Origin of the sequence: Novosphingobium sp. ZW T3_23 (assembly GCF_044987305.1) — a bacterium.
Classification (GTDB): domain Bacteria; phylum Pseudomonadota; class Alphaproteobacteria; order Sphingomonadales; family Sphingomonadaceae; genus Novosphingobium.
This window is the reverse complement of the sequence record NZ_JBJDRF010000002.1, coordinates 175720-188261: the sequence shown is the minus strand read 5'-3', so window position 1 is coordinate 188261 and position 12542 is coordinate 175720. Positions and strand designations below refer to the sequence as shown.

Below are 12542 nucleotides of genomic sequence, written 5' to 3'. Positions count from 1 at the left end.
ACGGCCTCAGAACCACCGCTCGTAGACGCGGATGCGGTCGCCCGGCATGATCACCGCGAACTCGTCGGCGCTGGCGGTCACGTCCTTGCCGTCGACCACGCGGGTCACCGCCACCTTGCCGGTCTTGGCGCGATAGGTGTAGCCGCCCGCCGCCGAGATCGCCGCGAGCACGGTCATGCCCTGGCGGTATTCGAACTGGCCGGGCTTGTTGACTTCGCCCACGACGTAGAAGGGCCGCAGCTCCACCGGGCCGACGTTGACCACCGGATCGCCGGTCATGATCCCCTGGCGCAGCAGCGAGGCGGCGATGCCCTGCTCTATCTCGCGATAGGTGAGGCCGGCGACGGTGACCTGCTTGATATAGGGCAGCGAGATCGCGCCGCTGTCCTCGACGATGTAATCGCCGTTGGCGCTTTGCAGGTCCTGCACCACGATGTGGAGCTTGTCGCCCGCGCCCACCCGGTAGTTTCCTGCCGGAGCGGACGCGAGCGTGGGCAACGATGCCGTGGGCGACGAACAGGCGCCGAGCATCGAAGTCGAAATGAGCGACAGTGCCAGCGGCACCGCCATGAGCGGCCGGAGCAGGCTTGCAGGACCGTGAATCATTGGGTTTGCCCTCCCTCAAGAATGAACCCGCCCGGCGTTCGCGATCCCTTCGAAAGGGGCGCGATCCTCAGCGGAACCGTGGATTGCAGGTTGACCGAAAGACCGGCGGAATGCCTTGGTTATTAAGGGTTATCAGGTGAATACTCGGGCGAGAGAGGCTAATCCTCGTGGAAAACAGGCCTCACCCTACGAACGCATGCCGGCGAGTTCGTCGTAGGTCGCCGTCACCTGACGGATATGGTTCTCGCGCGAGAAGCGGCGGCGGGCCGCTTCCTTCGCGCGGGTGCGCATCTCTTCGATTCGTTCGGGATCGGCCAGCAGGTCTGCCGCCGCGCGCGCCATCGCCAGAGGATCGTCGAGCGGGCAGAGCACGCCGCAGCCGCCCTCCAGCGCTTCCGGATTGCCGCCCGAATCGGTGGCGATTACCGGGGTGCCCACCAGCATGGCTTCCACCAGCGTGCGGCCGAGCGGCTCGCGCGCGGCGGGAACCAGCAGGAGATCGCAGCCCGCCAGCCATTCGTGGCCGGGGCTGCGGTAGCCCATCATGTGCACGCGGGCGTTTCCGGAGACCCGCGCGATCCGCTGCGGAAGCGCGTCGCCCACTTCGGTATTGCGGGGATCGCCGAACATCAGGCCTACCACCGGCTTGTCGAGCAAGGCGCCCAGCCGCTCTACCGCATCGACGAATTCGAGCGGACGCTTGCGCTGCACGAAATTGCCGAACCAGCCGCAGATCACCGCATCTTCGGCGCAGCCGAGTTCCTCGACCAGGGTGCGCCGCATCTTGGCCCAGTCGGCGGTGACGGTGGTGTCGAAAGGGCTGTAGACCACTTGTGCCGCCCGGGCCGCCTTGCCGGAGCCCTGCGGCAACGAAAAGCGCGAGACGGTGAAGATCCGGCTCGCCAGCAGCGGCGCCACGAAGCGCAGGCCCCGCGCATCGGGATCGCCGCGATGGTGCCAGACCAGCCGCGCGCGCGCCAGCCGCGCCGCCAGCGCCCAGCTGGCATGACTGCGCCCGTCGTTGCTGTGCACCACGTCGATCGCGTTTTCGCGCAGGAAGCGGGCGCGGCGCGGAACGCCGGCAAGCGTGCGCAGCACCTTGCCGATGCCGAAGCGCGCACCCGGTACGAAGGAACGGCTCGGCCTTGCGGGATCGCCGCCTTGCGCAAAGGCGGAGAAGAACTCGGCTATGGTACCCTCCGGCACCTCGGGAACCACCAGCAGCCGATAACGTGCCGGATCGAGCCCCTCCATCAGCCCGCGCGCGGACACATGGCTGCCGCCCAGTTCATCCCCGGCGAAGGGAAAACAGATGCGCAAGGCACGCGTGGAGGTAACGGCATCGCTGCCGCTCCGCTCGAAACCGGGCGCCAGCGGCGCAGCGATACTGTTCAAAGACCGAACCCCTTCTCGCGGTAGGTGAGGAACTCCTCGATGTTCTCGATCCCGTTGCCGTTCCGGTCGGCCCAGGCGTCGTTGCGGGTGGGATCGAGGCCGTTGGCCCGCTCCCAGGCATCGTCCATGCCGTCCTTGTCGTCGTCGACATAAGGCGTGCCGCTGGCCGGAACCGGAAGCGCGGGCACCGGCTCGCCGATGCGGCCCTTGCGGTTCTTCACGTCCGCCACCGCCGCCTTGTCGATCGAGTCGCGAGGGAAGGCGCCGGCGCGGGCGAGCACCGCGTCATAGGCGGCAGAAGCGCTCATCGGCTGCACCGTCAGCGGGCACGGCGCCTGCTGGATCTGGGCGGGCACCACTTCCGGGCTGACGTGCTTGAAGTTGCCGTCGAAGGCATTGTCCCAGAGATAGATCGAGGCGGTCCCCGTCGACCCCTGCGTCTCTCGGGCTATGCCGCGGCTCTGGGCGGTGGTGTTGGTCCCGGCGATGAAGCTGTTGCCGACGATCGAGACCGGGCTGCCGCCGTAACTTTCCCAGACTTCAGCGAATTCCGAGGCGGCGTTGTAGAGCACGTTGTTGATCACTTCCACGCAGGAGCCCTTGGGGAAGTTGATGTCCGGGTTGCGATCGCCGTTGTGGGCACAGAGGTTGCCGATGAAGCTGAGCTTCTGCTTGTCGACCGGATCGCTGGCCAGCAGCGCGCACTTGTCGTGCTTGGGAATGCCCCAGGCGAAGATCGAATTGCTGATCGTGATCTCGTCGTTGTCGTCATAGCCGTTGATCAGCTCGTCGCGCGCCCAGGAGGCGCTGACATGGTCGATCACCACGCGGCTGCTCTTTTCGATGGTGATGCTGTCTTCGGCCTCGCGGTTGCCGCCGATGCGGTCGTTGCGCACACGAATGCCGCGCACCACCACGTCATGGGTGTTCTTGATGACCAGCGGCGTCAGGCCGTTCCTGCCGCCGCCATGGGCCAGGGTGATGCCGCCGCCCGGCGCGGTCTGGCCGGCGATGGTGAGGTAGGGTGTCATGATCCAGGGCGGCCGCTGGGTGAAGCGGATCACGCCGCTGACCCGGAACACGCAGACGCGTGGACCGCTGGCAGTCACGCAGGCGCGATACGAACCGGTGCCGGAATCGGCCAGGGTGGTGACGTAGATGATCCGGCCGCCGCGCCCGCCCACGCTGGTGGCGCCATAGCCCACGGCGGCGGGAAAGGACTTCTTGCCGGCGGGCACTTTCACAACCGGAGCCGCGGCCATCACTGTCTCGCTGACGGTGCCGGCAAGGCCCAGCATGATCGCCGCGATGGACAGGCCCACGGCCATGAGCACCAGGATCGTCCGGAACGTGAACTTCTTGGAAGACCTTGCCGCAGTCATGCCGTTTCTCCCGCCGGGGTCCAGCTCACCGTTCTATCAGGGACTTGCGGAGCGACCGTGCGAAAATGGCGATCACCCGCGTGCCCGCGCAGAGCCATGCAGGACCGAAGCCTGACCCTCCACCCGCGCGTGCACAAGTTACCAATTGGACTTAGCCGGGCGCCCTCCCTCCCCCTTTCGCGCTAACATCTATGCGCCCGGCGCTCGTCCGGACTGGCCTTTGCCTTGAGCCCATGCCCTGCCCATGATCCGGCCATGGCCGCTATCCTAACCCAGCCTCCCGAAGAGGGGACGCCAAGACCGGACATCCTGCGGGGTCCGTTCAGGATGCCGGGCACCTATCGGCCCGCTCGCGCGCCCGAATCGCCCTACGATAGAGCCATCGGCTTCCTGCTGCCGGCCGCCGCCTTCTTCCTGAGCTGGTGGCAGGTCGGGCGCATTCCCGCCTTCAACCTGACGATGTCGGACATCATCCTGATCGTCTGCATCCTGCTCATGCTCGTCTCGCGCGGGCTGAACGCCCGGATGATGGGGCGCATGTCGGTACTCTGGGTGTGCGGACTGGTCATGCTGCTGGGCGGGATGCTGGTGGGTTCGACCATGCACGGAGACTTCGCCCGCTGGCCGGTGGTCGCCGGGCAGTATGCCTTCGCGCTGCTGCTGATCCCGATGGTCCTGGCCAACTGTTCGCTGGCCACGCTGCGCAAGGCGGCGAACGCCTACGTCTGGGGCGTGGCGGTATCGCAGGCGGTGGGCATCGCGCTGGTCAACCTGTTCAGCCGCGACATGATCAACCAGTACGTCAACAAGTACGTGGTCACCGGGAACGGCCGCCTCGGCGCCTTCACCGGAGAGCCCAATTCCAACGGCGCGGTCTGCGTCTTTGCGCTGATCTTCCTGCTCCATGCGGTGATCGAGAAGCGCCTGCGCCCGGTCACGGCCGTGCCGCTGGCGCTCGTGATCGTCGCCGGAATGGTCTATTCCGCCAGCTTCACCGCCTTCTCCTGCACGATCCTAGCGATCGGCTTCGTGCTGGCGCTCTCCCGCATCCGCACGGTGATCACCATCGCCCTGCCGGTGGTCCTGGTGGTCGCCGCCTATGTCGGCCTGGGCGGCCCGGTGCCGGCGGTGTTCGAGCAGCGGGTGGGCGAAGCGGTGGTCTCGGGCGATCCGACCAAGGCCGGCACGTTCGTCGGTCGCTCCGTGCTGATCCAGGAGGCCTGGCAGATGTCCAGCGACAACCTGCTGATCGGGCTGGGCAGCGACGGCTATCGCAAGGCCAGCGTCTACGGCATGCCGGTGCACCAGCTCTACCTGCTGGTGCTGAACGAAGGCGGCATCGTCTCGTTCCTGGGGCTGAGCCTGATGTTCGCCGCGATGTTCGTCCATGGCGCCTTCATCGCCGCGCGAAGTCGCACCGACGGGGTTTCGGCCCTCGCCATCCTTGGCGTGTTCTTCCTCTACGCAATGTCGCTGCCGCACATGTTCGCGCGGATGTGGAACGGGCCGGTGATGCTGATGTTCGCGCTCGCCACGGCCGGCGCCGCCGCCTCCTTCATTTCCGCACGGCGCCCTTCATGGAACGGGCGCGATCTGACCCCAGAAACAGAACGGACCTCGGAAGCAGGATGACCTCAACCGAAAGCGCCGGCGAGGCCACGGCCAGCAAGGTCCTGGCTCGCCGCCACACATCCCTTGCCGAACGCCTGCGCCCGCGCGGGGGCGGGATCGAGATGCTCAAGCCGCACCTCGCCAGCATCGGCCACTTGCTGTCCGGCAATTTCGGCGGGGTGATGATCATGATGGCGAGCCTCGCCATCGCCACCCGTTCGCTGGGACAGGAACAGTTCGGCATCTTCGCCGTGATCCTCTCGATCGGCCGCGTGTGCGAAAGGCTGATTCGCTTCGAATCGTGGCAGCCGCTGGTGCGCTTCGTCGCGGCGGAGGAGGAGAAGGGAGACATGGGCCGCATCTCCTCGCTCTACGCCTACGGACTGTTGCTCGACGTCGGCAGCGCGCTGATTGCAGCCGTGATGTCGGTGGTGGTGGGCTGGCTGGCGGGCGACCTGATCGGCCTGGGCCGGGGCAATATCGATCTCGTGGCGATCTACGCCTGCGCCATCGCCTGCAACCCGCGCGGCATGTCCAGTGCGGCGCTGCGCCTTTCGGGCAGGTTCCGCACGCTCGCCTATGTCCAGCTGGCCTCGTTCGTGGCCCGCTTCTTCCTGGCGGTGCTGCTCTACATACTCGACGCCGACCTGGTGTGGTTCGTGCTGGTCTGGACGGTGAGCCAGATCTTCGACTCGGCGCTGTTCAACCTGCTGGGCTTCCGCGCCCTGTCCGACACCGGCGTGCCCAGCCCGCTCAAGGCCGACCGCCGCAACCTGCCCGCGCGGTTCCCCGGCTTCATGCGGTTCGCCATATCGACCAACCTGTCCTCCACCCTGCGCACGATGACGCACGAGATGGACACGCTGCTGGTCAGCACTTTCGCCGGGCCGGGCGCGGCGGGGCTCTACTACCTGTCCCGCCGCATCGCACGCGTGGCGCAGACCGCAGGGGACATGATCCAGACGGTGATCTACCCCGACCTCGCCCGCCTGTGGAGCAAGGTCGGGCCGGGCAAGATGGGCCAGCTCGTCTCGATGCTGCAACTCTCGCTGGCGGCGATCGCGCTGGGCGCGCTGGGTGCCTGCTGGCTGATCGGCAGGCCCGCGATCGAGCTGGTGTTCGGACCGGGCTTTTCCGACAGCTACGAACTGCTGCTGATCCAGCTGGTGGCCGTGCTGCTGACCCTCCACACGACACCGGCCCGCGCCGCCTTGCTGGCGATGAACCGGCCGACTTTCGTGCTGATCACCAGCTTCGTCTCCGCCGCCGCCTTTTTCGCCGCCGCCTTCGTGCTCATCCCCCGGTTCGGTGCCCTCGGCGCCAACTATGCGCATATCGCCTTCGGCGTGGCCAACCTGATCCTGCTCGACACCGCCTTCTGGCGCGGCCTGCGCAAGGCCGAGCGGGAAGACCGGGCGAACGCGGCAACCGTTCCCTCCCACGAGGCCGAGCCATGACCGCACAGGCGCCCGCCACCGAGTTCGACCGCCCCGCCACCGCGTTCGACCGGAAGGTCAACCCCGCCCGGCCGCTGCGGGTCAGCTCGATCATCACCAGTCTGACCTCCGGCGGGGCCGAGATCCTGGTGACCAACCTCAACGCCGCGTTCGCGGCACGGGGCGCGCGCGGCACCATCGTCGTCTTCTGCGATGCACCCACCCTGGGCAATTCGGCGGAAATGGAAGCCGAACTCGCCGCCCAGATCGCCGAGAGCGGCTGTGCCTTCGAATCGTTGCGGCTGGGCGCACGGCGGCGCCTGGTGCCGGGTGTCGTGGCGCTGCGCCGCCACCTTGCCGCCTTCCGGCCGGACGTGGTCCATGTCCATTCCGTGCGCGCGGTGGCCATGCTGGCGTTCTCGGGCTTTTCCGGGCCGATCGTCTTCACCTACCACAACAGCCGCCTGAGCTTCCCGCCGGGGCTGTTCGCCGCGATCGACCGGGCGGTTCACCATTACGTCGCCATCAGCAACGACACCGCGAGCATGTACCGGCGCCTGTCGAAGCGGCCGTTCACGCTGATCCAGAACGCCCCGTCCAGCCGCTACAAGGCCCGCGGCCCGCGACTCGCTTCCCGCAAGCCGTGCAACGTGCTGAGCGTGGGCGCGATCTCCGCCCAGAAGAACTATTCGCTGCTGATCGAGACCGCCCGCGCCCTGCGTGATCATGCCACCGACGCGGTGCCGCCGCCGATACTGCGCGTGGCGGGTGGCGGCGATGGGCTGGAGGACCTGCGCGCCCAGGTCCGCGCGCTGGGGCTGGAGCAGGTCGTCGAGTTCCTGGGCGAACGGCGCGACGTGCCCGATCTGCTCGCCCGCAGCGACCTCTATCTCAATACCTCCCATTACGAGGGTTTTTCCGTCGCCATCCTCGAGGCCATGGCCATGGGCCTGCCCGTGGTGGCGACCGACGTGGCGGGCAACCGGGGCCTGGTGCGGCCGGACCAGAACGGGCTGCTCTGCCAGCCGGAACGGCCCCAGGCGCTGGCGACGGCTATCCTTCGGCTGTCTCAGGACAATTCGCTATATCGGCAGTTTTCCGAAGGTGCGCTGGCCACCAGCCGGGAATACACGATCGAGAATGCCGCCGCGCGGCACCTCGAACTCTACACCTCCCTGCTGCGCAGCCGCGTCCCCCGAAAGGACTAGTCTCTATTAGGCCGCGGCCGTCCCGGATGCCCTTTTTGCGGGTTTCCGCTTTGACCGCATAGTCCACGCTGAAGACCGTACCGTTTGGGCGGTTACGCACCAGGCCCGTCCCGAGGGGGGGCGGCAGGGATCAAAGGCCGCTCCACTCCTTTTTCAGGACGGGCGGCGAACTTCACCTCTCTGGAGGGGCACACATGTCAACTGCAATCGCGCCTAGCCCGATCGGCGGCGCGCCGACGCATTATCGCGGACCGGCGCTGTCTCGGGATGAATCATCCTCATCCGACCAGCAGGTCGGGCCGCGCGACCTGCTTCGCGTCATATCCCGCCACCGCGTCATGATGGCGCTGATCGTCGGCGGCATCACGCTGGCGGTACTGGTGCAGCAGTTGCTTTCTCCCACGCTCTACCGGGCCTCTTCCACGGTCCAGGTCGAACTGATCGACGAAGTCGGCACCAACCAGGCCGACGTCAATTCCCGCAATGCCGAGCGCGTCGCCAACGCCGTGCGCCTGCATCGCTCTCGCTCCGCCGCCGAGCAGGTGGTGAACGACCTGCACCTCACCAAGGACAACGACTTCCTCAGGGAACTGGGCAAGATCCCCGAGGACAAGCGCGTGCTCCAGCAGGTGGCGACCAGCAAGGTGCTGTCGATGGTCTCGATCAATTCCGAGGCCGGATCGGACCTCGTGGAGATCGGAGTGACCGCCGGTTCGCCGGTTCTGGCGGCGGCGATCGCCAACCAGATCCCCGTCTCGGTCCGCTCGCTGCGCACGATGAAGACCAACGAACGCCGCTCGGAACTGCTGGCCTCGCTTGAGCAGGAACAGCAGTCCCGCGCCATCGAGGCCGAGGAAACCGCCCAGCGCGTCGCCGACTTCCGCGCCCAGCACCAGATGCTGACGGGTGCGGGCGGCGCCGAGGATCTCGCCCAGCTCAACCGCATCGCCGTGCAGAGCGCCTCGGCCGTCGCCGCGCGCGATGCGGCCATGGCCCGCAGCGCCGGCATTGCCCGCGCCAGCCGGATGCAGAGCACCGCGCTCGCCAGTTCCGGCGTGCTCGACCAGCTGGAACGGACGCGCGGCGAACTCATCGCCGAAACCTCCAAGCTTTCCACCAGCCTCGGGCCCAACCATCCCGACGTGAAGCGCCTCGCTTCCCAGCTCACCACCGTCAACGAGGGCATCGTCAGGGAACAGGCCCGCGTTCAGGGCGCGGCACAGGCGGACGCCTCGGCGAAGGCCGCGCAGATGAGCGAACTCGCGCGCAGCCAGGCTGCCGGAGACAGCGCACAGGCCAGCCGCCTCGAAGGCATCGTCGCCGGCCTCAGCTCCACCGCCTACCGCAACACCGCCAACTCCGTGCAGCTCGAAAAGCTGGTGCGCGAATCGACCCTGGCGGACGATGCCTACAAGGCGATCGCGGGCCGCGTGGAGCAGGTGCGCGCGCAGATGCAGATGGAAGGCGTGTCCTCCTCGGTCGTCTCTCCCGCTGTTCCGGACTACGACCCGGTCGCGCCGGCGCCGGTCAAGATGGCGATCACCGCGCTGCTGGGATCGAGCGTGCTGGCCTTCCTGATCGCCTTCGCCCGCGACTTCCTGGACGACCGCCTGCGCACCACCGCACAGATCCGCCGCCTCTTCGGGCTGCCAACGCTGGGCATGCTGCCCCTGCTGAACAACAGCCTGTCGGAAGATCCCAAGGACAGCCCGGTCATCAAGGAGCCGCAGTCGCTCTTCGCCGAAGTCGCCCGCTCCACTTATACCGAAGTGCGGGCGCTGGATCGCAGAGGCGGCAATTCGCAGGTGGTGCTGGTCACCTCGCCGCTGCCCGGCGACGGCAAGTCCACCGTCTCGCTGACCCTGGCCGCCGCCGGCATCGCCATGGGCGACCGCACGGTGATCCTCGACCTCGACTTGCGCAAGCGCGGCGCGCTCCAGCAGCTCCAGAACGAGATGCAGATGCCCGACCTCGTAGACATCGTCTGCGGCCGGGCCGATCTCGACAGCTTGGTAGGCCCGCGTTCCGCACACCCCTACGACGGTTCGCGGCTGACCTCCCCGGACGGCTCGCAAGTCATCGAACAGCCTGACGGCGCCAGCCAGATCGTGCTGCTCAGTGCCCGCGAGCCGGTGGCGGAACCCGCGCTGCTGCTGTCCTCCAACCGACTCAAGACCCTGCTCGAACAGCTCAAGGCGCGCTTCGAACTGGTCATCATCAATGCCCCCGCCGCCCTGGCGGTGCGCGACGCGCGCGCCATGTGCCACTTCGCGGACCAGACCGTGCTGGTCGCCCGCTGGGGCCACACCACCGGAGACCAGATGCGCGCCGCGCTGGAGATGCTGGACGACAGCGTCAGCGGCGTGATCTTCGACCAGGTGGACTACGCCGAACATGCCCGCCGCCGCTATGGCGACTCGGTGCAGTTCTATGCGGACTCCGCCAGCTACTACTCTTCGCCGGTCCCCACTCGCGACGAGTGGGCGGCCAAGGTCCGTCGCTTCTTCCGGGGCCATTCCTGGCGCCCCGCGGAAGCGTGAGCAGGAGCGCGCGAGTGGCCTTCGCTTCCCTTCGATTGCTCGCTGCGTTGCTTCTGCTCACCCTTCTGCCGCTGCTCCTGCTGCTGGGGCTCGGCACGATGATCTCGATGGGCCGCCCGGTGCTGTTCCGACAGCGCCGGGCGGGCCGCGAGGGGCGGGACTTCACCTTGCTCAAGCTCCGCTCCATGCGCGAGGCCACCGGTCCGGACGGCAAACCGCTGCCCGACGAAGCGCGCGTCACCGCCTTCGGCCGCTTCCTGCGCCGCAGCCGGCTGGACGAACTTCCGGGCCTGTGGAACGTGGTTGCCGGAGACATGACTTTCGTCGGCCCGCGCCCGCTGCTGCCCGAGACCATCGCCGATCTCGGGCCTCGCGGCGTGGCGCGGGGTCGGGTGCGGCCGGGGCTCACTGGCTGGTCGCAAGTCAACGGCAATACCCTGCTCTCGCTGGACGAGAAGATCGCGCTGGACCTGTGGTACGTGGACAATGCCTCGCCGCTGCTGGACATGCGGATCGTCATGCTGACGCTCTGGGTCATGGTGGGCGGCGAGCGGCGTTCGCGAGAGGTCGTGCTGGCGGATTAAAGGGCGAGTTTCGATCGACAGCGCACGTCATCCCAGCGAAAGCTGGACCGCTGTCGGCCTAGTTCCACGCTTCGCGCTGGGCCGCATCAGAGCCCTGACGAAACCTCACAACATGGCCACAGCGATCCCAGCTTTCGCTGGGATGACGGGGTCGTGGATGCCTCAGCCCAGTTCGAGTTCGTCCAGAGACCCCACAACATGATGCGCCGCATGCTCCGGCGTCGGCGCGGTGCAAGGGTGGATGCGGCTTTCGCGCAGGATCTGGACGGTCGTCCAGCCGCGCGCGCGCGGGGTGAGGAAGTCCTTCGCCGCATTGTCTGCGATATAGATGTGCTCCGCCCCCGGTCGGCCGGACCATTGCTCTACCATTTCGTATGCCATGGCATGGGGCTTGCCGCAGCCTTCGGGCAGGAGGCCGGTGAGGATCACCTTGCCGATCCGCTCGTAAAGCCCCAGCGCCGCCACCTTGTTGCCCTGGGTCTGCGCCGGGCCGTCGGTGATGATCGCGCTGGCCCGCGCGCCCAGCCGGTCGAGCAGGCGCCGGGCGTCTTCGGCCAGCGCGATCTCGGGCGCATGGCCCCGGTAGAGTGCCACCAGCGGCGCGACCTCGATCGTGGCCAGCCCCATGGCGGCAAGGGCTGCGTCGAACACGGTGCCCCGGTGGCCTTCGTCCAGCAGACGCGCGCAATGGTCGGCATAGCCGGAGACGCCGTGGCTCTCCTTCAGGTGCCGCCCCACCGCCGCAAAGCCGCTCAGCGCGAAATCGCGTTCCAGATAGAGCGTGTCGTCCAGGTCGAGAACAAGGACCTGATTCGCGATCTCAACCACGGAACACGGCGCTGTCGTAGCGCACCATGGTCACGCCCTCGCGCCAGTGCTCGCTCGCGCATTCGGTGAGCCCCGCCACCCGCGCCAGCAGGCTCTCGGCGAAGCGGCCACCAGCATGGTCGGCCAGCGGATAACCGCCACCGAAGCGGGCATTGATCTCGAAGACGCGCGGGCCGGACACGGGATCGTCGATGAGCTGGAAGCACAGCACGCCCTCGGCGCCCTTCAGCGCGGCGGCGATCTGGCCGGCGATGGCGATCATCCGCGCGTCGCGCACGGTGCGCCCCTTCTCCACTTCGCCCGCTCGGGTCGAAATGCGCAAGTGCGGAATGGCGGAGCGCATCCGTCCGCGCGCGTCGAGGTACATGTTGATCGTATATTCCGGCCCGCGCAGCAGTTCCTGCACCAGCATCGGCTCGGGATAGTCGTCGCGGATGTCGGCAGCCGATTCCAACACGCCGATGCCCCGGCTGGCGCTGCCGCCCACCGGCTTGGCGAAGAGCGGAAAAGCCCAGCCGGAGGGGTCTGCGCGCACGTCCTCGATCCGGGCGGTGCGCGGCACCGGCACGCCGGCCTCGGCCAGGACGGCGATGGTGCGCTCCTTGTCGCGCACCACGTCGATCGTCTCGGGGGCGCTGACGTGGACCATCGTGCCCACTTGCGCGAACCGTTCCCGCGCGCGGGACAGCACGTCCAGTTCGGTGTCGATCGTCGGCACCAGCAGGTCGATCTTCGCGCGCGCGCAATGGTCCAGCAGGCGCTCGACGTAGTCCGGCGCGGTGCAGCGCGGCACCTGGAAGGCCGCTTCGGCTTCCAGACAGGCGGCACTGAGTTCCGGTTCGAGGTCGCAGGCGTGGATTTCCGCGCGCAGGCCCAGCTTCTCCGCCGCGCGGCGGAAGCAGCGAGTCAGCTCGACCCGGCGCCCGGCCGATGTGAAAAGTATCCGTACCAC

Annotated in this window: 10 protein-coding genes; 5 read left to right on the top strand and 5 right to left on the bottom strand. The window is 67.7% G+C overall.

The features are described 5' to 3' along the window. Positions 1-6: 6 nt before the first annotated feature. From ACI3K3_RS02105 to ACI3K3_RS02095, 3 genes are all read right to left on the bottom strand, one after another. Entirely contained in the window at positions 7-606 is a 600-nt protein-coding gene (locus ACI3K3_RS02105) for a polysaccharide biosynthesis/export family protein (protein WP_404911717.1), read from the bottom strand. A 186-nt stretch (positions 607-792) separates the two neighbouring features. Continuing rightward, positions 793-2001, bottom strand: a complete 1209-nt coding sequence (locus ACI3K3_RS02100; RefSeq protein WP_404911716.1) for a glycosyltransferase family 4 protein — start codon at positions 1999-2001, stop codon at positions 793-795. Continuing rightward, the gene (locus tag ACI3K3_RS02095) at positions 1998-3383 is read right to left on the bottom strand and encodes a polysaccharide lyase family 1 protein (RefSeq protein WP_404911715.1); all 1386 of its coding nucleotides are present in this window, start codon (positions 3381-3383) and stop codon (positions 1998-2000) included. Before ACI3K3_RS02095 ends, ACI3K3_RS02100 begins: the two co-directional genes overlap by 4 nt. Before the next feature lie 255 nt (positions 3384-3638). Here ACI3K3_RS02095 and ACI3K3_RS02090 point away from each other — a divergent pair, with 255 nt between their 5' ends. The 5 genes from ACI3K3_RS02090 (at position 3639) to ACI3K3_RS02070 (ending at position 10762) form a co-directional block, all read left to right on the top strand. Then, positions 3639-5015, top strand: a complete 1377-nt coding sequence (locus ACI3K3_RS02090) for an O-antigen ligase family protein (RefSeq protein WP_404911714.1) — start codon at positions 3639-3641, stop codon at positions 5013-5015. Next, a complete protein-coding gene (locus ACI3K3_RS02085; protein ID WP_404911713.1) occupies positions 5012-6451 on the top strand; it encodes a lipopolysaccharide biosynthesis protein in 1440 nt (479 codons plus the stop codon). The genes ACI3K3_RS02090 and ACI3K3_RS02085 overlap by 4 nt, the downstream gene beginning before the upstream one ends. Continuing rightward, positions 6448-7638, top strand: coding sequence for a glycosyltransferase (locus tag ACI3K3_RS02080; protein ID WP_404911712.1), 1191 nt, complete (start codon positions 6448-6450; stop codon positions 7636-7638). Before ACI3K3_RS02085 ends, ACI3K3_RS02080 begins: the two co-directional genes overlap by 4 nt. Positions 7639-7832: 194 nt before the next feature. Beyond that, positions 7833-10178 carry a GumC family protein gene (locus tag ACI3K3_RS02075; protein ID WP_404911711.1) on the top strand — a complete coding sequence of 782 codons (2346 nt, stop codon included), beginning with the start codon at positions 7833-7835 and terminating at the stop codon, positions 10176-10178. 14 nt (positions 10179-10192) lie between these two features. Then, positions 10193-10762 (top strand): sugar transferase, encoded by a 570-nt coding sequence (locus ACI3K3_RS02070; protein ID WP_404911710.1) that lies wholly within the window; start codon positions 10193-10195, stop codon positions 10760-10762. Between the two features lie 162 nt (positions 10763-10924). Here ACI3K3_RS02070 and ACI3K3_RS02065 read toward each other — a convergent pair whose 3' ends face one another. Both ACI3K3_RS02065 and ACI3K3_RS02060 read right to left on the bottom strand, forming a co-directional pair. Continuing rightward, the gene (locus ACI3K3_RS02065) at positions 10925-11590 is read right to left on the bottom strand and encodes an HAD family hydrolase (RefSeq protein ID WP_404911709.1); all 666 of its coding nucleotides are present in this window, start codon (positions 11588-11590) and stop codon (positions 10925-10927) included. Next, complete coding sequence (locus tag ACI3K3_RS02060; protein ID WP_404911708.1) at positions 11583-12542, bottom strand: ATP-grasp domain-containing protein; 960 nt, start codon at positions 12540-12542, stop codon at positions 11583-11585. The genes ACI3K3_RS02065 and ACI3K3_RS02060 overlap by 8 nt, the downstream gene beginning before the upstream one ends.

Coding starts and splice junctions, on each gene's coding strand:
- ACI3K3_RS02105 (WP_404911717.1), bottom strand. CDS start 606: ATGATTCACGGTCCTGCAAGCCTGCTCCGGCCGCTCATGGCGGTGCCG.
- ACI3K3_RS02095 (WP_404911715.1), bottom strand. CDS start 3,383: ATGACTGCGGCAAGGTCTTCCAAGAAGTTCACGTTCCGGACGATCCTG.
- ACI3K3_RS02090 (WP_404911714.1), top strand. CDS start 3,639: ATGGCCGCTATCCTAACCCAGCCTCCCGAAGAGGGGACGCCAAGACCG.
- ACI3K3_RS02085 (WP_404911713.1), top strand. CDS start 5,012: ATGACCTCAACCGAAAGCGCCGGCGAGGCCACGGCCAGCAAGGTCCTG.
- ACI3K3_RS02080 (WP_404911712.1), top strand. CDS start 6,448: ATGACCGCACAGGCGCCCGCCACCGAGTTCGACCGCCCCGCCACCGCG.
- ACI3K3_RS02075 (WP_404911711.1), top strand. CDS start 7,833: ATGTCAACTGCAATCGCGCCTAGCCCGATCGGCGGCGCGCCGACGCAT.